At 58.1% G+C, this 24,693-nt stretch carries 21 protein-coding genes and 1 tRNA gene; 14 read left to right on the top strand and 8 right to left on the bottom strand.

What is annotated here, in order from left to right; all coding sequences use genetic code 11:
* The first annotated feature begins 26 nt into the window (after positions 1-26).
* Positions 27-1,622, top strand: a complete 1,596-nt coding sequence (locus IMCC20628_RS01825; protein ID WP_052766259.1) for an outer membrane beta-barrel protein — start codon at positions 27-29, stop codon at positions 1,620-1,622.
* A 51-nt stretch (positions 1,623-1,673) separates the two neighbouring features.
* Here IMCC20628_RS01825 and galU read toward each other — a convergent pair whose 3' ends face one another.
* The gene (galU, locus tag IMCC20628_RS01820) at positions 1,674-2,558 is read right to left on the bottom strand and encodes a UTP--glucose-1-phosphate uridylyltransferase GalU (protein ID WP_047028777.1); all 885 of its coding nucleotides are present in this window, start codon (positions 2,556-2,558) and stop codon (positions 1,674-1,676) included.
* Between the two features lie 193 nt (positions 2,559-2,751).
* On the opposite strand from galU, the gene IMCC20628_RS01815 reads away from it, so the two are divergent.
* Together IMCC20628_RS01815 and IMCC20628_RS01810 are read left to right on the top strand one after the other, a co-directional pair.
* Positions 2,752-3,969 (top strand): lytic murein transglycosylase, encoded by a 1,218-nt coding sequence (locus IMCC20628_RS01815; protein WP_047028776.1) that lies wholly within the window; start codon positions 2,752-2,754, stop codon positions 3,967-3,969.
* 57 nt (positions 3,970-4,026) lie between these two features.
* Complete coding sequence (locus IMCC20628_RS01810; RefSeq protein WP_047028775.1) at positions 4,027-5,187, top strand: DUF459 domain-containing protein; 1,161 nt, start codon at positions 4,027-4,029, stop codon at positions 5,185-5,187.
* Positions 5,188-5,331: 144 nt separating this feature from the next.
* On the opposite strand, the gene IMCC20628_RS01805 is transcribed toward IMCC20628_RS01810, so the two are convergent.
* From IMCC20628_RS01805 to gltB, 3 genes are read right to left on the bottom strand one after another with little or no spacing between them, the layout of a single operon-like run.
* A complete protein-coding gene (locus IMCC20628_RS01805) occupies positions 5,332-6,786 on the bottom strand; it encodes a glutamate synthase subunit beta (RefSeq protein WP_047028774.1) in 1,455 nt (484 codons plus the stop codon).
* A 13-nt stretch (positions 6,787-6,799) separates the two neighbouring features.
* Complete coding sequence (locus IMCC20628_RS01800; RefSeq protein ID WP_047028773.1) at positions 6,800-7,126, bottom strand: heavy metal-binding domain-containing protein; 327 nt, start codon at positions 7,124-7,126, stop codon at positions 6,800-6,802.
* Between the two features lie 5 nt (positions 7,127-7,131).
* Entirely contained in the window at positions 7,132-11,853 is a 4,722-nt protein-coding gene (gltB, locus tag IMCC20628_RS01795) for a glutamate synthase large subunit (protein WP_245307857.1), read from the bottom strand.
* Positions 11,854-12,442: 589 nt separating this feature from the next.
* On the opposite strand from gltB, the gene IMCC20628_RS01790 reads away from it, so the two are divergent.
* The 5 genes from IMCC20628_RS01790 to IMCC20628_RS01770 all read left to right on the top strand — a co-directional run bounded on the left by IMCC20628_RS01790 (position 12,443) and on the right by IMCC20628_RS01770 (position 16,437).
* Complete coding sequence (locus tag IMCC20628_RS01790; protein ID WP_047028772.1) at positions 12,443-13,492, top strand: low specificity L-threonine aldolase; 1,050 nt, start codon at positions 12,443-12,445, stop codon at positions 13,490-13,492.
* 339 nt (positions 13,493-13,831) lie between these two features.
* The gene (locus tag IMCC20628_RS01785) at positions 13,832-14,137 is read left to right on the top strand and encodes a DUF2282 domain-containing protein (protein ID WP_047032173.1); all 306 of its coding nucleotides are present in this window, start codon (positions 13,832-13,834) and stop codon (positions 14,135-14,137) included.
* Positions 14,138-14,151: 14 nt separating this feature from the next.
* The gene (locus tag IMCC20628_RS01780; protein WP_245307856.1) at positions 14,152-15,087 is read left to right on the top strand and encodes a DUF692 domain-containing protein; all 936 of its coding nucleotides are present in this window, start codon (positions 14,152-14,154) and stop codon (positions 15,085-15,087) included.
* A 13-nt stretch (positions 15,088-15,100) separates the two neighbouring features.
* Entirely contained in the window at positions 15,101-15,877 is a 777-nt protein-coding gene (locus IMCC20628_RS01775) for a DNA-binding domain-containing protein (protein WP_047028771.1), read from the top strand.
* Positions 15,874-16,437: a DoxX family protein gene (locus tag IMCC20628_RS01770; RefSeq protein WP_047028770.1), complete on the top strand. Its 564-nt coding sequence runs from the start codon at positions 15,874-15,876 to the stop codon at positions 16,435-16,437. The genes IMCC20628_RS01775 and IMCC20628_RS01770 overlap by 4 nt, the downstream gene beginning before the upstream one ends.
* A gap of 110 nt (positions 16,438-16,547) precedes the next feature.
* Here the strand turns inward: IMCC20628_RS01770 and IMCC20628_RS01765 are convergent, their stop codons facing one another.
* Positions 16,548-17,015 (bottom strand): Hsp20 family protein, encoded by a 468-nt coding sequence (locus IMCC20628_RS01765; RefSeq protein WP_047028769.1) that lies wholly within the window; start codon positions 17,013-17,015, stop codon positions 16,548-16,550.
* Between the two features lie 373 nt (positions 17,016-17,388).
* Between IMCC20628_RS01765 and IMCC20628_RS01760 the strand changes: the two genes are divergently transcribed.
* Positions 17,389-18,375, top strand: coding sequence for an alpha/beta hydrolase (locus IMCC20628_RS01760; protein ID WP_047028768.1), 987 nt, complete (start codon positions 17,389-17,391; stop codon positions 18,373-18,375).
* Here the strand turns inward: IMCC20628_RS01760 and hisN are convergent.
* Together hisN and IMCC20628_RS01750 are read right to left on the bottom strand one after the other, a co-directional pair.
* Positions 18,359-19,138 carry a histidinol-phosphatase gene (gene hisN / locus IMCC20628_RS01755; protein ID WP_047028767.1) on the bottom strand — a complete coding sequence of 260 codons (780 nt, stop codon included), beginning with the start codon at positions 19,136-19,138 and terminating at the stop codon, positions 18,359-18,361. The two genes, IMCC20628_RS01760 and hisN, sit on opposite strands and share 17 nt — an antisense overlap.
* Before the next feature lie 275 nt (positions 19,139-19,413).
* The gene (locus tag IMCC20628_RS01750) at positions 19,414-20,250 is read right to left on the bottom strand and encodes an N-formylglutamate amidohydrolase (RefSeq protein ID WP_047032171.1); all 837 of its coding nucleotides are present in this window, start codon (positions 20,248-20,250) and stop codon (positions 19,414-19,416) included.
* Positions 20,251-20,505: 255 nt separating this feature from the next.
* Between IMCC20628_RS01750 and IMCC20628_RS01745 the strand changes: the two genes are divergently transcribed.
* On the top strand, positions 20,506-20,871 hold the full coding sequence (locus IMCC20628_RS01745; RefSeq protein ID WP_047032170.1) for a response regulator: 366 nt from the start codon (positions 20,506-20,508) through the stop codon (positions 20,869-20,871).
* 208 nt (positions 20,872-21,079) lie between these two features.
* Positions 21,080-21,154 (top strand) — tRNA-Val (locus IMCC20628_RS01740).
* Positions 21,155-21,258: 104 nt separating this feature from the next.
* On the opposite strand, the gene IMCC20628_RS01735 is transcribed toward IMCC20628_RS01740, so the two are convergent.
* Positions 21,259-21,714: a MarR family transcriptional regulator gene (locus IMCC20628_RS01735; RefSeq protein ID WP_047028766.1), complete on the bottom strand. Its 456-nt coding sequence runs from the start codon at positions 21,712-21,714 to the stop codon at positions 21,259-21,261.
* 214 nt (positions 21,715-21,928) lie between these two features.
* On the opposite strand from IMCC20628_RS01735, the gene IMCC20628_RS01730 reads away from it, so the two are divergent.
* The 3 genes from IMCC20628_RS01730 to IMCC20628_RS01720 all read left to right on the top strand — a co-directional run bounded on the left by IMCC20628_RS01730 (position 21,929) and on the right by IMCC20628_RS01720 (position 24,672).
* A complete protein-coding gene (locus IMCC20628_RS01730) occupies positions 21,929-22,909 on the top strand; it encodes an ABC transporter substrate-binding protein (protein ID WP_052766258.1) in 981 nt (326 codons plus the stop codon).
* A 70-nt stretch (positions 22,910-22,979) separates the two neighbouring features.
* Entirely contained in the window at positions 22,980-23,885 is a 906-nt protein-coding gene (locus tag IMCC20628_RS01725; protein WP_047028765.1) for an ABC transporter permease, read from the top strand.
* Positions 23,878-24,672, top strand: coding sequence for an ABC transporter ATP-binding protein (locus IMCC20628_RS01720; protein WP_047028764.1), 795 nt, complete (start codon positions 23,878-23,880; stop codon positions 24,670-24,672). The genes IMCC20628_RS01725 and IMCC20628_RS01720 overlap by 8 nt, the downstream gene beginning before the upstream one ends.
* Positions 24,673-24,693: the final 21 nt, after the last annotated feature.

Below are 24,693 nucleotides of genomic sequence, written 5' to 3'. Positions count from 1 at the left end.
TGGATGAGATCCGGACCCGATCACGCATGCGCAACCGCACCCACAAGACACAGGCAAGACCGGCAGCGCAGCGCGCAGGCTGCAGCCTCGGCATATCCACAATCTGTCTTCTTTCTGCGATCACCATGGCACAGGCGCAGTCTGCCAGCGAGACTTACGGTTTGCGCGGTACCACCACGCAGGATTCCACGCCGCAATCAAGAGCGGCTGCAACCCTTTATGGCGCTTTGCCAGCCAGCAGCAGCGACGCCAATACTCCATCGGCAATCGAAGATCCGGACGATGTCAGCGCGAACGACACGACCTCGCAAACTGGCGCGCAAACGGACGTGTCCGGAAATCCCGTCGAGCCGGCGACCCAGGAGCTGACCGGATCCATCGGTTCTGCAACCCAACTGAACCAGGCCGACCAGGACTATGCTGAAAGTCTCGGATCCCAGAACCCCCGGATTGGTACAGTTGACAATCTGCCTGTCGGTACGGATTCCGATGCATTCGCGGTGCCAGGGTTTATGATTGGATCACTGACATTGCGGCCGACACTCGAGCAGCGAGTGGTTCGGGAATCCGTCAGTAATGGTCCGGTCAAAACCAGCCGGACTTACAGCGAGACAACCTTGTCCGGAACACTTCAATCAGACTGGGCACGGCATCAACTTGCCATCGACGGATCGGCGACCTGGCAAAAGAACATCTCGGGCACCGGCACCGAATTACCGACCGCCAATCTGGATGCGCTGTTGAATCTCGATCTGGTGAACGACTTTGCCGCCACACTGGGTGCAGGCTACAGTTACTCCCAGGAAAGCAATACCGATCCCAACGCGATCACCGCAGCGACGACCCAGTCGGACATCCATGAACTGCGCGCAAGTGTCGGGCTGCAAAAGGACCTGGGCATCCTGCGTGGCACCACATCTCTGGAAGCAACCAGGAAGATGTATGGTGACGCGACGCTGCCAAACGGCAGCACGGTCACAGCTGATGATCGCGATACCATGGGCGCCGAACTCACTGGTCGCATCGGCTACGCCCTGTCGCCAGCACTGATTCCGTTCCTGGAAGCATCCGTCGGCCGCGAAAAATACGACCAGCGCATTGACAGCACCGGTTCGGAACGGTCCTCAACAACCTATGGCATGCGTGCCGGCGTCGAGGTCAATTTGGGAGAAAAGCTCTCGGGCGAGTTTGCGGCAGGCTATGCCTTGCGGTCACTGGATGATGCCAGCCTCAACGATATTTCGGGCCTGACCCTGGACGGCGAACTCAACTGGTCGCCGCAGCGCGGAACCAATGTTCTGGTCGGGATGGCAACCACGGTGGAATCGGCGACGACAGCAGGTGAATCGGGCGCGGTCGTCTACGAACTCAATTCCGGCCTGACCCAGCAGATCCACAGCGCCGTAGTGGCGCGGCTCGGCGCCACGGCAGAATACACGGATTACACCTCAACCAACGGCCGCAGCAACCAGCGCAGCTATGGCGCTTCCGCCGGCCTGACCTGGAGCATCAATCGCTATCTCGATCTCGAGGCCGACGCCAGCTACGAGCGGACAATGGAATCCGGCACGACAGACGAGAAAACCACGCGCATCGGGCTGGGTCTAAAACTGCGGCGATAACCGGTCGGGCACGGGGCCCGCACCGGCTATCAACGCCACGCGACGATTTTGTCAGGCGCCGTTTATCAGGCTCTTCAAGCCAGCTTCAACCAAAGGCCTGATATCGTCCCGTCCCAGCGCGAAGGCGACATTGGCCAGAATGAAGCCTTCCTTGGAGCCGCAATCATAGGTTTGTCCACCGAATCGGTAGGCCGAGAACGGCTGCTCCGCGGCAAGCCTGAGCATCGCGTCCGTCACCTGGATTTCATTGCCGGCACCGCGTTCCTGCTTTGACAGAATCTCGAAAATCTCCGGCTGGAGGATGTAGCGGCCATTGATGAAGTAGTTTGACGGTGCTGTACCGGCAGCGGGTTTCTCCACCATTTCTGTGATTCGGAACCCGCCCTCGAGATCCTCACCTTTGCCGACAATGCCATATTTGTGGGCGAGTGCAGGGTCACACTCTCCCACCGCGACGATATTGCCGCCTACCTTGTTGTAAAGCTCGACCATGCCCGACAAGCACCCGACCTTGTCGCGCATCACCATATCCGGCAGCAGCAGCGCGAACGGCTCGTCGCCGACGATATCGCGGGCGCACCAGACGGCATGCCCCAGCCCCAGCGGAGCCTGCTGGCGGGTAAAACTCGTAGCACCGGCCTTCGGCAACATGTCTTCCAGCGACTTCAATTCGACGGTTTTGCCGCGCTCGCGCAGCATGGCCTCAAGTTCGAACTGGATATCAAAGTGGTCTTCTATCACCGCCTTGTTGCGTCCTGTGACAAAAACAAAATGCTCAATGCCGGCTTCCATCGCCTCTTCAACGACATACTGGACGACCGGCTTGTCGACAACCGTCAGCATCTCTTTCGGCACCGCTTTGGTGGCCGGTAGAAAGCGGGTGCCCAATCCGGCGACCGGCAGTACAGCTTTTCTAATCTTGCGTATCACAGTCATGTTTTTTCCTCATTTTTCATAAATGATCCTGCCCGTGCATCCCGACCACCCTGTTCGGCAATACACCGCATTTGTTAGAAACTGGCAAAGGCTGTGCCGGTGCACCATATATGGTAAACGATTTGTTGACGGCTATAGGCTATGATTACCGATCAGTCACCCGATACAGCCCCAACGACAGGATGCTTGGAATATGCTCCGATCACCAAGAAACCTTGCTCGCGCCGCCGGCTTTTGCCTCTTCGCCGGAATTCTGGCCCCACTGCCCACACATGCTGATGCAGGTTTTCAGCAGTGGATCTCGAGCTTCTACAGCACAGCCGCGAAATCCGGCATTTCGCGCTCGACCTATGAGCAGGCCTTCAAAGGCATCACTTCACCGGACCCGGATGTCCTGGAAAAGGCGCGGTATCAGCCGGAATTCACCACCAAGGTCTGGGATTACCTCGATTCCCGCGTCAATCCTTACACCATTGCCAAGGGACGTGAAATGGCGGCACGCCATGCCAAGACCCTTGCCGCAATCGAACGGCATTTTGGCGTGGATGCCTCGGTTCTCCTGGCAATCTGGTCGATGGAATCCAATTATGGTGAGATCCTCGCCAAGACTGATCGGCTTCACTATGTGCCGCAAGCTCTTGCCACACTGGCCTACGCAGACAAGAAGCGGGCCAAGTTTGCGCGCAACCAGCTCGTTGCGGCGCTGAAAATCCTCCAGGCCGGCGATATTTCCACCAGGGAAATGACCGGATCCTGGGCCGGCGCGATGGGTCATACCCAGTTCATTCCCACGAGCTACCTGGCCTTCGCCGTCGACGCAGATGGAAACGGTCATCGGGACATCTGGAATTCAATCCCCGACGCATTGTCGACCGCCGCGAATCTTCTCAAGAAAAACGGCTGGAGACCCGGCGAAACCTGGGGATATGAGGCGGCAGCCCCCCGGGGCGGCGCCAAATATTCAGGCCAGACCAAGACATTGTCGCAATGGACCGCCCTTGGATTTACCCGGCCGGACGGTCGGAACTTTCCCAATGGAGGCCGCCGCGCGGAACTCAAGATGCCCGGCGGCGGCAATGGGCCGGCATTCCTGATGAGCAAGAATTTCTTTGTCATCAAGCGCTACAACAACTCGGACTCCTACGCTCTTGGAGTCGGTGTTCTGGCCGATGAGATTGCCGGATATGGCGGCGTTGATCAGCGCTGGCCCCGCCCGGCGGGAACACTCGACGTCAAAGAAAAATTCGAGCTGCAAACCCGCCTCAAGCAGCTTGGTTATTATGACGGTGAGATCGATGGCAATTTTGGCTCCGGTTCACGGGCCGCGATTGCCAGCTTCCAGACGCGCGCCGGCTTGACCGGCGAGGCGATTCCGTCGCAGAAGGTACTGGATGCGATCCGTCGCCACTGATCATTCGTGACCGCTGGATCTCAACCGTTCCGAGGCTGAACCGGAGATAGATCCCGCGTGTTTGCTCGCTTACCAGTCCTGCGCCTTGTGGCAGTCTTGCTGATCGCTTTGACGGTGGGCGGGACTGTGTTGCAAACCGCCGCACCGGCAGCGGCGCAGGAACGTGTGGAGCGCAAGTCCTTTCTGCAATTGCTTTTCGGCGGTAACAACAGCCAGAAAGCCAGCCCATCGACCAAAGCGGCACGCACCAGCCGGGTCAAAAAACCCGTGCGCAGCGTCAGGACTGCTGCTCCGCCAGAGCCCAAAATCGAAAAGCTCGAAAACGCACGAAAGATACTGGTGCTCGGCGACTTTCTGGCCAACGGCACCGCTGACGGTCTGAGCGAAGCCTTCGCCGAGGCCCCCGGCGTTGTGGTTGTCGACCGGACAAACGGGTCCTCTGGCCTGGTTCGTGACGATTATTATGATTGGCCTGGACAAGCGCCAGGTATTGTCGAAGAGGTCCAGCCCGCAATCATCGTTGTGCAGATCGGCTCAAACGACAGACAACAACTCATCGTCAACGGCGAGCGCGAAGCGGCCCGGTCAGCCAACTGGCTTGCCGAGTATGAGCGCCGCACACAACAGCTCATCAAGATTTTACGGGCCCGCAACACGCCACTTCTGTGGATCGGACTGCCTGCCTTCAAATCGCCCAGCATGACCACGGACATGGTGGCACTCAACGGTGTCCACCGAAAGCTCGTCGCACAAGCCGGAGGCGAATTCATCGACATCTGGGATGGGTTTGTCGATGAAGAGGGCAAATTCATCTTCACCGGGTCAGATATCAATGGACAGCAGGTCCGGCTTCGCGGCTCGGACGGCATCAACATGACCAAGGCCGGCAGACGAAAAATGGCGTTTTACGCTGAAAAATCTGCACGCCGCCTGCTCGGCGACGCAGCAACGGCCGGCGTCTCCACGATTGATTCTTCACTTTTTCCTGAAATTTTCATGCCGCCGCCCCCCGATGAAAGCGCCATCGCCGTCATGCGGACCATGCCGGTCGCCATGACCGATCCGGATCTCGACGGTGGGTCTGCCCTGCTGGGTGGCATGCCCGCTACGGCAAGCCTTGTCCGGTCTCCGCGCGATATGCTTGTGCTTGACGGGGTTCTGCCTGAACCGCCAGAAGGCCGTGCGGACAACTTCGCCTGGCCAAAAATCAGCCGCTAATGCATGTCGCATTCAAATGGGTTCATTTGAACGATAACGTACATGCATCAATTCAAAAACTGACACACACCGTCATCATCAAAATCAGCACGGTCACGCCGTCTGCCTGCAGGCAACGTGTCCGATTCTGACAGGCCGGCCAGTTCAGCGAGGAAGGTCGGTCGCGCCCATCAGGCTGAGGTCGATTTCCCGGGCTGCCTGCCGGCCTTCGCGGATTGCCCAGACGACGAGGCTCTGGCCCCGCCGCACGTCGCCTGCAGCCCACAACTTGTCGACCGACGTGCGGTAGTCGTCTTCATTGGCAACAATATTGGTCGAGCCGCGCCGGTCCACGTCCAGCGACAGCTTGTCGCCAAGTTCGCTGATGACGCCGGTCTGCATCGCGCCGCGGAAACCGATGGCGACAAACACCAGATCCGCCTTGATGACGAATTCCGATCCGGCAATCGGCTTGCGCTTTTCATCCACCTGGCAGCATTTCACACCGCCCAGAACACCGTTCTCGCCGATCAGTTCGAGCGTGCCGACCTGGAATTCGCGAACCGCGCCTTCGGCCTGTGAAGACGACGTGCGCATCTTGGTTGCCCAGAACGGCCAGACAGCGAGCTTGTCTTCCTTTTCAGGCGGCTGTGGCCGGATGTCGAGCTGCGTGACCTTGACTGCACCCTGACGGAATGCCGTGCCAACGCAGTCGGACGCTGTATCGCCGCCGCCGATCACAACCACATGCTTGCCACCGGCCAGTACAGGCTCGGACGGCCAGCCGACATTCTCGATGCTCTCGCGCGCAACGCGCTTGTTCTGCTGCACCAGATACGGCATCGCATCATGCACACCGACAAGATCAGCGCCTGGAATACCAACATCGCGCGGCGTCTCGGAGCCGCCGGTGTAAAGCACCGCATCATACTCGCCGAGCAGTTCCTCTACGCTTTTGTCGACACCGACATTGACGTTACAGAAGAACGTGACGCCCTCGCCTTCCATTTGCTCGATGCGGCGGTCGATGAAGTGCTTCTCCATCTTGAAATCGGGGATGCCATAGCGCAGCAAACCGCCAGGCTGGCTCTCGCGCTCGTAGACATGAACCTCATGGCCGGCGCGGCCAAGCTGCTGGGCTGCTGCCATTCCGGCGGGACCGGAGCCGATCAGCGCAACTTTCTTGCCCGTCTTGGAGGTGACCGCCTGAGGCACGATGAATCCGAGCTCATAGGCCTTGTCGGCAATTGCCTGCTCCACGGTCTTGATGGTGACCGGGGCATCCTCGAGGTTGAGCGTACAGGCTTCCTCGCAGGGCGCGGGACAGATCCGGCCGGTAAATTCGGGGAAGTTGTTGGTCGAATGCAGGTTGCGGATCGCCTCTTCCCAATTGTCGTTGTAAACCAGATCGTTCCAGTCGGGGATCTGGTTGTGAACCGGACAACCGGTCGGTCCATGGCAATAGGGAATGCCGCAATCCATGCAGCGCGCCGCCTGCTTCTGGACTTCCTGATCGCTCATCCTGATGGTGAACTCGCGGAAATGGCGAATACGGTCCGACGCCGGCTGATACTTCGCCGTCTGCCGGTCGATTTCGAGAAAACCCGTTACCTTGCCCATAAATTTGTCCTGTTCACCTGAGAACCACGGCCGTTCCCGACGCTGAAACCATCAGCATCGAGGATTTGCCACCGGCGGAGATGTTTTCATAATCGAGATCGATCCCGATGACTGCATTTGCACCCATCCGGCTGGCCTCGTCCTGCATTTCGCGAAGCGCGATTTCCCGCGCCTCCCGCAGCGATTTTTCATAAGAACCCGAGCGCCCGCCGACGATGTCGCGGATGCCGGCGAAGATGTCCTTGAAGATATTGGTCCCGAGAATGGCTTCGCCTGTGACGATGCCCTTGTACTCGGTAATCTCCCGGCCTTCGATGGTGTTGGTGGTGGATGTGATCATTGATCTCATTCCGCCGCCACGCCCATGCGCATCCGTTCCATGTCTTCAAGCGCGCGGCGATATTCGACCGGCATTACCTTGCGGAATTTCGGACGGTAAGCGGCCCAATCATCGAGGATTTCCTTGGCCCGCGTCGAACCGGTGTAGTGCATGTGGTTGGAGATCAGCTGGAACAGCCGTTCTTCATCATGACGGGTCATGTCACCGCTGACATCGACCCTGCCTTTGTGGGCCAGATCTCCGCCGTGATGGTGGAGCTTCTCAAGGATGTCGTCTTCCTCTGGCACCGGTTCCAGTTCGACCATCGCCATGTTGCAGCGACTGGCGAAATCACCGGCCTCGTCGAGCACATAGGCAACACCACCGGACATCCCGGCAGCGAAGTTGCGACCGGTTTCTCCAATCACCACGACAAGACCACCGGTCATGTATTCGCAGCCATGGTCACCCACGCCTTCGACCACGGCGATGGCGCCCGAGTTGCGAACAGCAAACCGTTCGCCCGCGACACCGCGGAAATAGCATTCACCTTCGATGGCGCCATAGAGCACCGTGTTGCCGACGATGATCGAGTTTTCCGCCACGATTGGCGAATTTTCAGGCGGCCGGACGATGATACATCCACCCGACAGGCCCTTGCCGACATAATCGTTGGCGTCACCGGCGAGATCGAAGGTTACCCCATGGGCCAGGAACGCACCGAACGACTGCCCGGCTGTGCCGCTGAGCTTGACCGTAATCGTGTCTTCCGGCAGTCCCTTGTGGCCAAACCGCTTGGCGATTTCGCCCGACAGCATTGCCCCGGTGGAACGGTCAACGTTCTTGATCTTGACGTCAAACTCGACCTTTTCCTTGCTTTCAAGCGCCGCCATGGCCTTTTCGATCAACTGCCTGTCCAGCACATCGGCAATCGGATGGTTCTGGCGTTCGGTCCAGTAGGTCTTTGCCTTGGGCGCATCGGGCTTGTGGAAAATCCGGCTGAAGTCGAGGCCGTTGGCCTTCCAGTGATCGATCATGCCGTCCTTGGCCAGAAGCTCAGACTGGCCGATGATTTCATCGAAGTTGCGGTATCCCATGGCGGCAAGCCATTCGCGCACTTCCTCTGCGACGAAGAAGAAGTAGTTGATGACGTGCTCAGGCGTGCCCTTGAAGCGCTTGCGCAGCACCGGATCCTGCGTCGCAACGCCGACCGGACAAGTGTTGAGATGACATTTGCGCATCATGATGCAACCCGCCGCAATCAGAGGCGCGGTGGAGAAGCCGAATTCGTCGGCACCAAGCAGCGCCCCGACAATCACGTCGCGTCCGGTCTTGAGTCCGCCATCGACTTGTAGCGCGATCCGCGAACGCAGCCCGTTGAGAACCAGCGTCTGGTGGGTTTCGGCAAGGCCGATTTCCCAAGGGCTGCCGGCATGTTTGAGCGAGGTCAATGGCGACGCACCCGTGCCGCCATCGTAGCCTGAAACGGTGATGTGATCGGCGCGCGCCTTGGCAACGCCGGCCGCAACCGTTCCAACGCCCACTTCCGATACCAGCTTGACCGAAATATCGGCTTCCGGATTGACGTTCTTCAGATCGAAAATCAGCTGCGCCAGATCCTCGATCGAGTAAATGTCATGGTGGGGCGGCGGCGAAATCAGACCGACACCTGGCGTCGAATGCCGGGTCTTGGCAATCGTCGCATCGACCTTGTGGCCGGGCAACTGTCCACCCTCACCGGGCTTGGCGCCTTGAGCAACCTTAATCTGGATCATGTCGGCGTTGACCAGATACTCGGCCGTCACCCCGAAGCGGCCCGAGGCCACCTGCTTGATCGCCGAGCGTTCAGGATTGGCGCCACCGCCATAAAGCGGCAGGTAACGATCCGGCTCTTCGCCGCCCTCGCCGGTGTTCGACTTGCCGCCGATCCGGTTCATGGCAACAGCAAGCGTCGAGTGCGCTTCCCGGCTGATCGAGCCGAATGACATTGCGCCGGTTGAAAACCGTCGCACGATGGCTGCCGCCGGTTCGACTTCATCGAGTGGAACAGGCGTGCGACCGGTAATCTCGCCTGTGCGGATCTCGAACAATCCGCGAATGGCATTCATCCGCAAGGTTGAGCGGTTGACCATATCGGCGAACTCGCGATAGCGATCCTGGGCGTTGCCGCGCACCGCATGCTGTAGTGCTGCCACAGCATCCGGTGTCCAGGCGTGTTCCTCACCGCGCATCCGGTAGGCATATTCGCCGCCGACATCCAGGGATGTGGCCAGCACCGGATCATTGGAGAAGGCCAGCCGGTGACGTTCCGCGGTTTCTGTCGCGACCTCAGCCAATCCTACGCCTTCAATCGTTGTCGCCGTACCGGTGAAGTAGGTGTTGACGAAATCGCTCGACAGGCCGATCGCATCGAAGATCTGCGCACCGCAATAGGACTGATAGGTCGAAATCCCCATCTTCGACATCACCTTGAGGATGCCCTTGCCAATTGCCTTGGTATAGCGTGCGACAATTTCGTACTTGTCGACTTCCGGCGGAAATTCGCCGCGCTTGTGCATGTCCAACAGGGTATCGAATGCCAGATAGGGATTGATCGCCTCGGCACCGTAGCCGGCCAGACAGCAAAAATGGTGGACCTCGCGCGGCTCGCCAGATTCAACCACGAGGCCTACCGATGTGCGCAAACCCTTGCGAATCAGGTGATGATGCACAGCCGCCGTCGCCAGCAGCGCCGGAATCGCAATCCGATCCGAGCCAATCTGACGGTCAGAGAGGATAATGATGTTGTAACCACCGGTCACAGCCTCTTCGGCCCGGTCGCAAAGCCTTATCAGCGCCGCTTCCATGCCATCCGAGCCCTTCTCTCTCGCATAGGTGAAGTCCAGCGTCTTGGTGTCAAAACGGTCTTCGGTGTGGCCGATGGAGCGGATTTTCTCGAGATCGCCATTGGTAAGGATCGGCTGACGAACCTCGAGCCGCTTCTTCTTCGCAGCACCCTTGTGATCGAGCAGGTTCGGTCGCGGCCCGATGAAGGACACCAGGCTCATCACCAGTTCTTCCCGAATCGGGTCAATAGGCGGGTTGGTTACCTGCGCGAAATTCTGCTTGAAATAGGTGTAGAGCAGCTTCGATTTCTGCGACATCGCCGAGATCGGGGTGTCGGTTCCCATCGAACCGATAGCCTCTTGTCCGGTGGTCGCCATAGGCGACATCAGGATCCTTGTGTCTTCCTGCGTGTAGCCGAAAGCCTGCTGGCGATCGAGCAGCGACACGTCCTTGCGCAAAGCCCGTGGCTCGACCGGCTTCAGGTCTTCGAGGATCAACTGGGTGCGTTCCAGCCATTCACGATAGGGGTGCTTGGCAGCCAGTCCCGACTTGACCTCTTCATCGGAGATGATGCGGCCTTCCTGCATGTCGATCAGCAGCATCTTGCCAGGCTGCAGCCGCCACTTCTTGATGATCGAGCTTTCATCCACCGGCAAAACGCCAGCTTCAGACGCCATGATCACCCGGTCATCATTGGTGACGATATAGCGTGCAGGGCGCAGCCCGTTGCGATCGAGCGTGGCGCCAATCTGGACGCCATCGGTAAAGGCGACCGCCGCCGGACCGTCCCATGGCTCCATCAAGGCCGCATGATACTCGTAAAACGCCTTGCGGTCCGCGCTCATCGAGGTGTTGCCTGCCCAGGCTTCCGGGATCAGCATCATCACCGCGTGAGCCATGGAATAGCCGCCACGGAGCAAAAACTCGAGCGCATTGTCAAAACAGGCTGTATCGGACTGGCCTTCATAGGAAATCGGCCAGAGCTTCGAGATATCGCTGCCAAACAAGGGCGACGATACCGAGGCCTGGCGCGCGGCCATCCAGTTGACGTTGCCGCGCAGCGTGTTGATTTCACCATTATGCGCCACCATCCGGTAGGGATGTGCGAGTTTCCACGATGGGAACGTGTTGGTCGAAAATCTCTGGTGAACCAGCGCGACAGCCGATTCAAACCGTGGATCGCTCAGATCCTTGTAATAGGCGCCGACCTGATAGGCCAGGAACATCCCCTTGTAGACGATGGTCTGTGTCGACAAAGAGACGAAATAGAAGCCGTTGTCGCGGCCATCGGTCTCGTCATAAACCCGGTTCGAAATCACCTTCCGGAGCACAAAGAGCTGGCGCTTGAAGACGTTTTGATCTTCAACATTTTCACCACGGCCGATGAACACCTGAACATGGCGGGGTTCGGTTGCCGCGATTTCAGGCGCTTTGGACAAGGATGAATTGTCGACAGGCACGTCGCGGAAACCGAGTAGCGTCTGCCCTTCGGAGGCGACACCTTCGGCGATAATGCCCTTGAGGTGGTCACAGAGTGCTTCGTCCTGCGGCATGAAGACAAAACCTACGGCGTAATCGCCTGCCTCGGGCAACGTCACGCCTTGTTCGGCCATCTCTTCGCGGAAAAACCGGTCCGGTATCTGCACCAGAAGTCCAGCGCCGTCACCCATCAGCGGGTCCGCGCCAACCGCACCACGATGGGTGAGGTTTTCGAGCATGAACAGCCCGTCGCGGACGATCTGGTGCGACTTCACGCCTTTCATATGCGCGACAAAACCGACGCCGCAGGCATCATGTTCGTTGCGCGGATCATAGAGGCCCTGCTTGGCCGGCAATCCAAAGGTCTGCACGGCGGCAGGCTTGGTTGCAGCATTTGCCGTACCAGCGCTCACATCCGTCCGAGATGGTGAAAGGTCTGCCATCTTCATTCCTCCTTCAGGACCGCCGCAGCGGTTGATTCCGGCCCGCACCCCGCCACCGCCGGGTGCGGCGACGCTTGCGTTCCGGATGCATCTGTCGTCTGGCCTCGTGTGCATGTCGTGCTTCACCCGGCAATCGCGGGCGCGCGGCGCGTTTTGTACCATGAAGGAGCGAAACGGTCACCTTGAACCGGTTGATTGCAAAAACGACAGATTGCCGATTGCAGCCCCTTGCGTCCACATCGGCCTTAGCCAGCTGGCCAAAGCAGACACAAATAGGACAGTAAGGCTGTCCTATTTCGAGTGATCTATGACAGAATGTCTCTAACTGCGCAAGATACAGAACCCAAAAAACCTGACTGTCGCGACCGTAAATGATCAAACCAATCGATGCCACGCAAGATAATTACGTGATTGCGTTGGTTGGCGGTGTTTTGCTGTTGAAACATCAAACTCGAGCCCGCGAGGGGCGACAACGGCAGCAATTCGCTGGCGCCGCTTCAGCCGACGACCAACCCCGCCAGGCGTTTTGAAAAACCCGGCAAATCATGCAATAGCCTATGCAACACAAGCCTCGGAGATTTGACCTGTTATGATTTTCACTTCGGACAACTGGGCCGGCGCCCACCCTGCCATTTCCACATCGCTTTCGGCCCACTCGACCGGCTACAGTGCAGCCTATGGCGCGGGCGATCTGGATCGAAAGGTCGAAAAAACCTTCAACGATATCTTCGGGCGGGAAGTTGCGGTCTTCTTCGTTGGCACTGGCACTGCTGCCAATTCGCTTGCGCTGTCTGCCGTCAACAGGCCAGGCGGCGTCTCCTTCTGCCACCGCGAAGCCCATGTCATTGCCGATGAATGCGGCGCCCCGGAATTCTTCAGCCACGGAGCACGACTTGCCCCGGTGGACGGATCAGCAGGCAAGATGGACCCCGCCATTCTTGAAGCCGAAATTGGCCGTTTTCCCGCTGACTTTGTTCATGGCGGCCAACCCATGGCAATTACCCTGACCCAGGCCACAGAGGCGGGCACGGTTTACACAGCCGGTGAAATTCGTGCGATCTCGATGATCGCCAAGGCCCATGGCCTGCCGCTGCACATGGATGGCGCCCGTTTCGCCAATGCGCTCGTCGCACTTGATCTGACGCCATCGCAGATGACCGTTGATCTTGGTGTCGACATCGTTTCCTTTGGCGGCACCAAGAATGGCTGCTGGTGCGCCGAAGCACTGGTGTTTCTCGACCCCGCCATGGCCACTCAGGCGCCTTTCATCCGCAAGCGTGCGGCGCAATTGTTTTCCAAGAGCCGCTTCATTGCCGCCCAGTTCGATGCCTATTTCGAAAACGACCTCTGGCTCGATCTGGCCCGACACGCCAACGCGATGGCCGACCGCATTCGCACCGGCATAGCCGGTTCCAGTCAGGCGCGGTTGGCATGGGACAGCACCGCCAATGAGACCTTTCCGATCCTGGCAAAGTCCTTGTCCAGAGAACTGATGGCGAAAGGCGCGATGTTTTATGAATGGACCCCGCCTCGCTCCGCGTCCCATCTTGTCGGCGCAGACGAGACCATGCTCAGACTGGTCACCAGCTTTGCGACGACCGAAGATATGGTCGATCAATTTATTGAGTTGATTGCCTGATACAGGTCGCGCAAAATCACACTGCAGTTTTGCGCGACACTTATGAATATTGCAGGTGCGCATTATCCGGATCGAGATGAAGCTCGCATCAGAGAACCAGGGCATCCAGGACGACAATTGACGGCACACCAGCCGCATTCTCAGAGTGCACCGCAGCATAAAAAAGACACTGCCGATGCGCATGATTTCACATCGAAATCAATCACGTTGAACTCACGAGCAAGTGATGCTGAATAACGTGTGCTTGATTTCCATGTTATTGTGCAATTTGCCATTCTCCATCTGCCGGGACCGAAAATTCCGGAAATTGGGTTGAATAATACATTCAAGGAGAACAGCATGTCGCAGAAAAATCTTATCGGTGCATCCGCACTCGCAGGCGCAGTGGCCATGGCCATCTCGGGCGCAACCTTCCTCGCCTCAACCGATGGCGCGCTCGCAGCCACCGAAAAATGCTACGGCGTCGCTTTGGCTGGCAAGAATGATTGCGCTGCAGGACCTGGCACTACATGTGCAGGCACGTCTAAGGTTGATTACCAGGGCAACGCCTGGAAAAACGTTGACGCAGGCACCTGTGCCACGATGAGCCTCGAAGGCGGCCGCATGGGCTCCCTTGAAGCGCTTGATCGCGACGTGCCTGCCTGATTGGAAACCACTTGATGAACGGGAGTCTCGACATGACGCAATCCGCCCCTCATTCGCCGATTGCCGGGGCTTCCCGTTTTCCGAACATCCCGCTCCCGCCTCGTGCGGGGGCAGGATTGAAGACCGAACATGTCGACGCGATACTGGCGGATGATTACAGTATCGGTTTTCTTGAAGTCCACGCCGAAAATTTCATGGGTGATGGCGGCCCGGCGCACCGTGCACTTGAAGCCATTCGTGCCAGATTTCCGTTATCTGTTCACGGAGTAGGCCTCTCAATCGGTTCTGAGAGCGGCTTAAATCCCGATCACCTGGAACGCCTTGCCAAAGTCGTCGAACGCTACGAACCGGCAATGGTGTCCGAACATCTCGCCTGGTCCAGTCATGACGCAGGCTATTTCAACGACCTGCTGCCAGTCCCCTACAATGCCGAGACCCTCGAACGGGTAGTCTCCCATGTCAGTCAGATTCAGGACCGGCTCAAACGTCGAATCCTGATTGAAAATCCGTCGACCTATGTGGCGTTTGAACAGACGACAATGAGCGAGACCGATTTCATCGCTGAAATAGCCCGCAAATCCGGTTGCGGGCTGCTGCTCGACATCAACAACGTCTTCGTTTCTGCCACCAATCACGGTTGGAAGCCGATGCATTACCTGCGGGATTTTCCGCTGGAACTGGTCGAGGAAATCCACCTCGCCGGCCACGCCGAAGATGTCGATGACGAAGGCGATCTGCTCTTGATCGATGCCCATGACCGCCCTGTCGCTGATGCCGTGTGGAAACTCTATGAAATTGTCATCAGCCAGGCGGGCGCGATGCCGACCCTGATCGAGTGGGACAATGATGTTCCCGAATGGCCGGTGCTGCGCCGAGAGGCTCAACTCGCCGATGCCATCCTTGCCCGGTTGGGGCCGGCTTTGCTCGGGTCTCGCCATGCCGTGGGATGACGTACCCACAGGGATGTCGCAGCTGGGATTTGGCGCTGCGCTGTTAAATTCGGATTTGCCGGTGCCCGAAGGTGTCGTCGGACCGCGCGGCAAAGGCGCCCGCAAACGTTTCGCAGTTTACCGTAACAATATGACCGTGGGTCTGATCGATGCGCTTGGAAGCATTTTCCCTGCCGTCAAGCGACTTGTCGGAGAATACTTCTTTCGTGACATGGCGCGGGTTTACCTGACTGAAAACCCTCCCCGCTCACCACTCATGTTCGAATATGGTGATGACTTTGCAGCGTTCCTTGAACGCTTCGAACCAGTGTCCAAACTGCTGTACTTGCCTGACATTGCAAGACTGGAACGAGCGTGGCTCGATGCATATCACGCTGCCGACGCTCCCCCCTTGCTGCCCGAAAGCCTCGGCACGATCCCGCCAGAGCGGCTCGGTGAGGTGACGTTCACGCCGCATCCGGCGACACGCATTGTTGAAAGCCGCTACGCGTCGGTATCGATTTTCTCGGCCAGCCGCGAAGAGCGGCCACTCGATAACATCCGGCCGCTGGAACCAGAAGATGCGGTGATCACACGGCCGCACTACGACGTGCAAGTCCGGCAATTGCCGCCCGGTGCCCCGACTTTTTTCCAGGCCCTGATTGTCGGCAAGGCGCTCGGGGAAGCTGCCAGCCTCACTCTTGAGCAGCATCCGGAGTTCGACTTGCCATCAGCCATTTCGGCCATGCTTGAAGCTGGCATTTTTTCAGCATGTTCGCTCGGCCGGACAAATTCGGAGCACACCGCATGACATCCGCAATCAATTTTCTCACCGATCTTCATGGTCGCGTCTTCGGCTTTCTCGAACGGATGGGCGACAGTTGGTTGCTCGGTCTCATTGCCCGCTTCACCTTTGCCGCAGTGCTGTGGGCCTATTTCCTCAATTCCGCGAAAACCAAGGTCGGCGAAGGCCTGCTCGGGTTTTTCACGATCTCGTCCGGGGCCTATTACCAGATCGCGCTGCCGGCTGTGGAAGCTGCCGGAGGTGACGTCGATGCGGTGTCCTTCTTCCCATGGGGCCTGATTGTCTTCATGGGGACATATGCGGAGTTCATTTTACCGCTGCTGATTGTCATCGGCCTGTTCTCGCGGATAGCAGCCCTCGGCATGATCGGATTCATTACCGTGCAGACATTCGTGGATATCACGGTGCACCAGATTGGTGCGGAGCACATTGGCGCATTGTTCGACCGGTTCCCCGACAGCATCATCGCCGACCAGCGTTTGCTGTGGCTGGTACCGCTGCTGGTCATAGCCATCAAAGGCCCGGGGCTGCTTTCGATTGACGCCCTGTTGGCAAAGCGCCGTTGAGCTTCCGGCAAACCTCGACCTGAAACCACGCAAACCAGCACCCCCGGGATATGAAAATGGCGCTCAGTTCCCTGAGCGCCACAGAGCCTCACCGGCTTGGGGGAATGAGATCAGGCCTTTGTTGCTTCGATCTGCTTGGGCTCGTCACCTGCATCGCTGCTGATGGCAATGCGGCGCGGCTTCATGGCTTCCGGAAGCTCGCGAACCAGATCCACGTGCAGCAGACCGTTACGCAATGATGCACCGGTCACCTCGACATGGTCAGCCAACTGGAAGCGGCGTTCAAACGCACGCTTGGCGATCCCACGATAGAGGTATTCCGAACCGGAAACCTCCTTGTCCTCAGCCTTTTCACCCTTGACCGTCAGCGCATGTTCGCGCGCTTCGATGGAAATCTCGGCTTCGTCAAAACCCGCCACCGCCATGGTGATGCGGTAGGTGGTCTCGCCGGTCCGTTCGATGTTGTAGGGCGGATAGGACTGCGCCTGATCCGGCGGGGCCAGGGTATCAAGCATGGTCAGCAACTTGTCGAAGCCGACAGTGGATCGGTAGAGTGGGGAAAAATCAACGTGACGCATGTGTGTCCTCCTTAAGAGCAACTTGGTGTTTGCGTTTTGACATCTGGACTGCCCCGCATAGGGCGGCAATCCGGCCAGCAGACCCGATCTTCGGCGCCTGCCAAGCCAATGTGGGAACTCCTCGCGTCGGGTTCAAGATCTTTGCGTCACGACCGGCAATCCGCGGCTGGTCAAGTGAATACCAGGTGAATATCCTGTTCGGCACTGGTTCATCTGCCATCTGGCATCCTCACACCTGTCAGGCAAACACGGCCTGATCCGCCGGGAACATCCCGTCCCTTCTGTTCCAGGCACCTGGCCGGAGCCGCATCCAATGCGGCTCCGGACTTTTTCCTTTTGACCTTCTCCGAGGGAAGCACTAATCCCGATCCCTATGAGCGATGATCTCCCCGAGCTGATCGAGACTGATGGCAATCCGGTGCCCGGCAACCATGTGGTCGGCTGGTTCGACGGTGTTGGCGGCAAAAGACTGCGTTATGCAATCTTCAAATCAGAGGTTTCCGTGGCGGCAGGAACCGTGGTTCTGCTGCACGGTCGAAATGAGTGCATTGAAAAATACTACGAAACCATCCGTCATTTCACAGACCGCGGACTCTGGGTTGCGACCTTTGACTGGCGCGGGCAAGGCCGCTCGCAGCGGCTTTTGAAAAACCCCTTCCGCGGTCACCTCCGCCGGTTTCGGGATATGGAAGCCGATCTGTCGATTTTTCTCGAAACCATCGTGCTGCCCGAGACCCGATTGCCGTTTTGTCTGGTCGCCCATTCCATGGGTGCGCTCGTTGCGCTGTCAATGGCGCCAAAGCTTGCCAACCGCATCGAACGAATGGCGCTGATCGCCCCCTTTGTCGAACTCTCCAATCAACCGATCCCGACATGGGGCACCCGCCTGATCACCAGGGTATTGCGCATGGCAGGCTTAGGATGGCTCAGCTCAGGCAAGGATCGCTTCCCGCAGCCATTTGCGGGCAATGCCTTGACCACTAACATCGATCGCTATGCCCGCAATCAGGCGCTCTATCTGGCGCATCCCGAATTGCGGCTCGGCCCGCCGACTGTCTGCTGGGTCAATGAAATGCTTGGGGCGATGGACCGCATCAACCGGTTCGAGCACCTCGATCAAATCCACGTGCCGACATTGCTGATCGGAGCGGGCAATGACCCGATTGTTGCGCCGCAAGCCATCGAGAACCTCGGCAATCGGTTCCGCGCCGGAAGAGCAATCATGATCGATGGCGCCCGCCATGAAATTCTTCAGGAATCAGACCGCTATCGCTTGGCGGCGTTGGCCGCGATTGACGCCTTCATCCCGCCCGACCAGACATCACAACCAGTCCAAAAAGTTCTTACTCAACCCGATTGAGTAATTCCAACGCAGCCTCATGCAGCTCTGGCGAACCGCTGGCGACAATACTGCCGCCATGTTCGGGGCGATCACCGCTCCAGGTCGTCATGACACCGCCAGCCTGCTCCACAAGAGAAATCAATCCACCGACATCATAAGCCTTCAGACCGGATTCGACGACCAGGTCGATGTGCCCGGAGGCGACCATCGCATAGGCGTAGCAGTCGCAGCCGTAGCGCGCCAATTGAACGGCGCTTTCGACGCGTTTGTAGGATGGCTCAAGGTCCGGCGGGAAGATTGATGGCGACGTGGTCATCATTGTCGCCTGTTCCAGCGAAACGCCCTTCCGGGAATTCAAAGGTGTGGTCTGGCCGTTGCGCCGCACGAAAGCGCTGCCCGGCGTGGCGATGAAACGTTCGCCGGTGAATGGCTGATCCATCATGCCCATCACGGCTCGTCCCTTGTGGTAAAGCCCCACCAGCGTACCCCAGACAGGCAAGCCGGAAATGAAAGCACGGGTTCCATCGATAGGATCGATGACCCAGACATAGTCCCGGTCCAGTCCGACATCACCATGCTCCTCGCCCAGAATGCCATGCTCCGGATACTGCTCGGTGATCAGTCGCCGGATTGCTTTTTCCGCTTCGCGGTCAGCTTCGGTTACCGGGTCAAATCCACCGACATGCTTATTGTCGACGGTGACAGCCATGCGAAAACGGGGAAGTGTCTCCGCCGCCGCTGCTTCGGCGATGGCGTCAAAAAATGCAATTTCGGGAAGCACAGCAAACTCCGTAAAGAAAAATTATTGCGGTCGGCATGAGAAATTCATCCCAACCACTGACCCGGCTGGTTTAGAAATGCAAGCGCGGCAAGAAAATTGCCCCACCGCTCTTCGCACCCGCAATAAACTCAATGGAAATATTGTTGACATTTGTGCAGTGCAGCATTAATATTTCGATACAGTCTTTGACTGTGAATGCCCTCCTTGGGCGTTTCCTCCCTAGATTTTACCGCGCCTCGTGCGCGGTTTTTTTTACGTTGCAATCCGGGGGACAGCTATTCGGCCGCCAGCCGGTCGTCTCCGAGATCGTCGCGCACATGGGCCATCATCTCGCCGGCAAATTCGCCCAGGTCTGCCTTGAGCAGGTTGAATCCCGCGGTTTTCTCAAGGTTGACTTCATTGACATAGAGCCCTCGGTTGATCTCGATCTGCAACGCATGCAGGCCCCGTGCCGGCCGGCCGTAGTGCTCGGTGATGAAGCCGCCTGCGTAAGGCTTGTTGCGCACCACATTGTAGCCAAGACCAGACAGGATCGACACCGCAGCATGAGAAAGATCCTCGGCGGCGCTGATGCCATAACGGTCGCCGATGATCATGTCAGGCCGCGGGGTGCCGCCGGCGACTCGAATATTGGCAGGCATTGAATGGCAATCGATCAGGATGGCCTTGCCGAATTGGACGTGGGTTTGCGCAATCATCCGTCGCAGGGTGGCATGGTAGGGCCGGTAAACCCGTTCGATGCGGGAAAGCCCTTCTTCAACGCTGAGCCGTCCCCGGTAAATGTCCATATTTTCGGCCACCAGCCGCGGGATCGTCCCCAGGCCTCCGGCTACCCGCAGGGAGCCAATATTGGCAAATGCCGGCAAGGCGCCGTCAAACATCCTCGGATCAAGCTCATAGGGTTCCCGGTTGACATCAAGCCAGGCCCGCGGGAACTGGGCCGCAAGCAGGGGCGCACCCAGTTGAATCACCCCGGCAAACAATTCGTCGACAAAATGATCCTCGGAGCGCCGGATAGAATTCCGGTCAAGCCGCGACATCGCCAGAAACGGTTCCGGGTAAACCCGGCCCGAATGCGGGGAGTTGAACACAAAGGGCTCGGTTTGCTGCATTGGACGGCGGATCTCGAAGGGAGCAACAGCGTGCGAAACTGTATCTGGCTCGCATTCCGCACCAGGCCTGTCGGCTTCGCGCATATTTTTCCCTTTGCTGCAACCGCTTGAATCACCATGCCATCTGCCTTCTCAGCTGTCCAGTGCGGCAATTCCTGACCGCAAAAGCGCCATCATTCACCTGATGTTTACCGAAATGGCAGATATATGGCTCAGGCAGCGCTCCATGAGCACGATGACAGGTTTGGAAAAAAAATGACGCCGAAAATTCTCCTCGCCGAAGACGACAACGACATGCGCCGGTTTCTGGTCAAGGCACTGGAAAAAGCCGGCTACGAAGTCCGGTCTTTTGACAATGGCGCAAGCGCCTATGACCGGCTCCGCGAGGAACCTTTCAATTTGCTGCTGACTGACATCGTCATGCCGGAAATGGACGGTATCGAGCTGGCGCGCCGCGCCACAGAACTCGACCCGGATCTCAAGGTCATGTTCATCACAGGCTTTGCCGCCGTGGCGCTCAATCCGGACTCCAAGGCACCGCGGGACGCCAAGGTGCTGTCCAAGCCGTTCCATCTTCGCGACCTGGTCGACGAGGTCAACAAGATGATTCTGGCCGCCTGAGGGTTTCCTGATCATCATTTCGAGACCAGCCTGCATCGCCTCGTGCCGTGCGGGCTGTCCTGCATTCGCCGGGCGTAGAGACGACTTTATGCGCGCCGTCTTGCCTCTTCGTGCCCTCTCGCCAACCGGCTCGACAAAAGACGCCAAAAATCCGTTGTTTTCATGTTGACGCAATAGGGCATTGTGTGGTGTATGCGGCGCATCGGATGGGCGTATAGCTCAGCGGGAGAGCACTACATTGACATTGTAGGGGTCACAGGTTCAATCCCTGTTACGCCCACCATCCGATCCTCTTGAAAAGTAGATTACCCGCTAGATTGCTGGTTTTCGGAATTTCGCTCTCGAAAACTCTCATCAGACGGCAATCAGGTTTTCGGGAAGCCCCGGTCAGAGACTCGGCAGCGCGCCGTCTTCGCCTTCCATCATCTTGTCCAGTATCAGGTTGAGTTGCTGAAACTCAGCCTCGGTAAGCTTGCTGCGAAAATAATTGGCCGTCTCCATTGCACGCGGCAAAAATGCGTCGAGCTTCTGTTTGCCAAGATCGGTGAGATGGACGTCCCGACCGCGCTTGTCACCATCCAGCGGGATGCGTGAAATCATGCCTTTCCGATCCATCGAGCCAAGAATGCGCGAGATTACCGCCCGATCCACGCCCAGATAGTCGGCCATCGCCGATGGGCTCTGGATTCCGTAAAGGCCACGCATCACCAGAACGCACCACATGATGCGCGACAACCCCAGTTCCCCTAAAAGCCGTTCGTAATGCTGCTCCATAAGCCGGGACGTGCGGGTAAACCTGAAACCCAGGCCCCTGCGCAGCTGATAATCATGTTCGTCGGTCATGTGATTGACATTGTCAATTATCTCGTTTCATATGTCTGATAACGAAGAATTGGTGATGAGGCAAATGCGCTTCGACAAAACCAATCAAGGGTCAAAGACAATCTCGGAATTGCGACTTGGGACAACAAGCTCCTGAAAAGCTGGGTACCGAAGTCACGGGAACCACAGAGAAAACGGTCGGGCTGCAATTCCCGCCACACATTCGGAGGATAACATGAAAGTCGCATCTCTCATTCGTGCTGCCATGCTTGCACTCGCAGCGGCTGCAGCGCCGGTTGCCCAAGCGGCCGAAATGAAGACCATCGCGATTTCGACAATCGTCGAAGTGCCATCACTGATGGACGGCAAACAGGGCATCATTGATGCCCTTGCCGACCGCGGATATGTCGAGGGAGAAACACTCAAGGTCGAATATCAGAACGCCAATGGCAGCATGCCGACACAGCAGCAGATCGCCAAGAAATTCGTCGGCAACGCGCCGGACGTGATCGTGCCGATTACCACCCCGACCTCCCAGGCCATGGTTGCCTCGACCCGTGACATCCCGATTGTATTCGTGATGGTCACCGACCCGCTGAAAGCCAAACTGATCGACCGCTATGAACAGCCCGGGGCCAATGTCACCGGTGTCTCCGACGCTGCCCCGATCGGTCAGCAGCTAGACCTGATGCTCGAATTCCTGCCCGACATGAAGACGGTCGGCTTTGTCTACAATCCCGGCCTCGACAATGCTCTGGCCGCACTCGCGGTCCTCAAAGGCGAAGCCGAGAAACGCAATTTGAACGTCGTGGAATCGGCCGCACCAACGACCAATGAGGTAATTCTTGCGACCAAGAAACTGATCGGCAAGGTCGACGCCGCCTATGTTCCGGACGACACCACCGTGGTCGCGGCCATGGAAGCTATCGTGAAAATCGGCTGGGACGTGAAAATGCCGATCTTTTCCGGCGAAACCAGCGGTGTCGAGCGCGGTGCTGCGGCTTCGGTCGGGCTCAACTATTACGCGGTCGGGCGGCTTGCCGGAGATATGGTTGCCGACGTTCTGGACGGCAAGCCGGTAGGGACAATCGATGCCGTCATTGCCAAGGATCTCAATGACAAGTTCGAGACCCTGATCAACAAGTCCTCGGCGGAGAAAATGGGATTGACGGTGCCGCAGTCAACGCTCGATGCGGCGACGAAGATATTCGAATAACAGTATCATCCCGTCGGGCGATTGACGCCCATCGACGTCAATCGCTCCAAGCTGATGGCAGTGGATTCCCATGTCTTTGTATGAATTTCTCGGCACGCTCGAAACTGGCTTCATTTTCGCAATTGTCGCGCTCGGCGCCTATCTGACCTTCAAGATCCTGGACTTTCCGGATCTGACCGTGGAAGGCAGTTTTCCGTTGGGCGCCGCCGTCTGCGCCACTCTGATTGTCGGGTTCGGCGTCAATCCGTGGCTTGCCACGCTGCTTGCAGGTGGCGCCGGCTTTGCCGCCGGATTTACTACCGCCTATCTCAATGTGCGCTTCAACATCCTGCATATTCTGGCCGGCATTCTGGTCGGCATTGCACTCTATTCGCTCAACCTTCGCATAATGACCGGACCCAACAAGGCGCTGCTGGGGGTGGAAACAGTATACTCGGCATTCGAGGGCTGGGGCTATCCGGGCTACGTCGTCAACCCGATCTTCCTTGGCATTCTGGTGCTTGTCATCAAATTGCTGATTGACCTTCTGCTTGCCACCGGGCTCGGCATCTCGATGCGCGCCGCTGGCGCCAATCCGGCGATGGCGGAAGCGAATGGTGTCAATGTCGCGAACATGAAGCTGTTTGGCGTCGGGCTTGCAAATTTTCTCACCGCTGTGGCCGGTGCGCTGTTCGCACAGATCTTTGGCGCGGCCGATGCCTATATGGGGATCGGTGTCATCATCGTCGGACTGGCATCGGTAATCGTCGGCATGTCGGTCCTGCCCTCCGATACCATCGCCCGTGCGACCGCGGCCTGCATCATCGGCGCGGTGCTTTACAGGCTTGCCGTGGCGGCGGCGTTGAATGCCGACTTCATCGGGCTGCAGGCGTCAGACGTCCAAATGGTGACCGCAGCGCTGGTTGCCGTGGCCTTGATCGTGCAGCAATCGGGACTGCCTTTCCTGAAGTTTTTCAAGAGGCGCAGCGATGATTGAGCTTTCGGATGTCCACGTCACATTCAACCCCGGAACACCGCTGGAAACCAAGGCCTTGCGGGGCGTCAACCTGAGCGTTCCCGCGGGCCAGTTCCTGACCGTTATCGGCTCGAACGGTGCTGGAAAATCGACCTGCCTCAATCTCATTGCCGGCCTGTGCCGACCAGCCAGCGGCACTGTTGCTGTCGCCGGTGACGATATTTCCGATTGGCCTATCTATCGGCGGTCCAGGTTCTTGAGCCGGGTTTTCCAGGATCCCAAGATGGGCACATGCGAGGATCTGACCATCCTCGAGAATTTTGCGCTGGCGCAGGGCCGGACCCGGCCGCGCGGGTTTCGTCTCGCAGTCACCCGTACAATCAAAGACGAGGCAGCAGAGCGGTTGAAGGTGCTGGGACTTGGCCTGGAAGATCGGCTCCACGACAAGGTCGGCCTGCTGTCGGGAGGCCAGCGCCAAGCAGTAAGCTTGCTGATGGCCACGACCGGTGACACCAAGGTCTTGCTGCTTGACGAACATACCGCCGCGCTTGATCCGAAGACCGCCGGTTTCGTCCTCGAACTGACGCAATCGATCGTTGCCGAACTGAAGCTCACAGTGGTCATGGTCACGCACTCGATGGCCCAGGCGCTGCATGTCGGCGACCGCACGGTGATGTTTCACCGCGGCCGGATTGTCACCGACATTGACGGACCGAAACGCGCAGCGATGCATGTCAACGACCTGCTCGCCCTGTTCAAGCAGGAACAGCACGAGGAACTCAGCGACGACGCCTTGTTGCTCGGCTGAGACGGGCCGCGAACTCAGCCT

The organism is Hoeflea sp. IMCC20628, assembly GCF_001011155.1.
Taxonomy (GTDB): Bacteria; Pseudomonadota; Alphaproteobacteria; order Rhizobiales; family Rhizobiaceae; genus Hoeflea.
The sequence above is the reverse complement of the archived record's forward strand: the minus strand, read 5'-3'. Positions and strand labels throughout refer to the sequence as shown.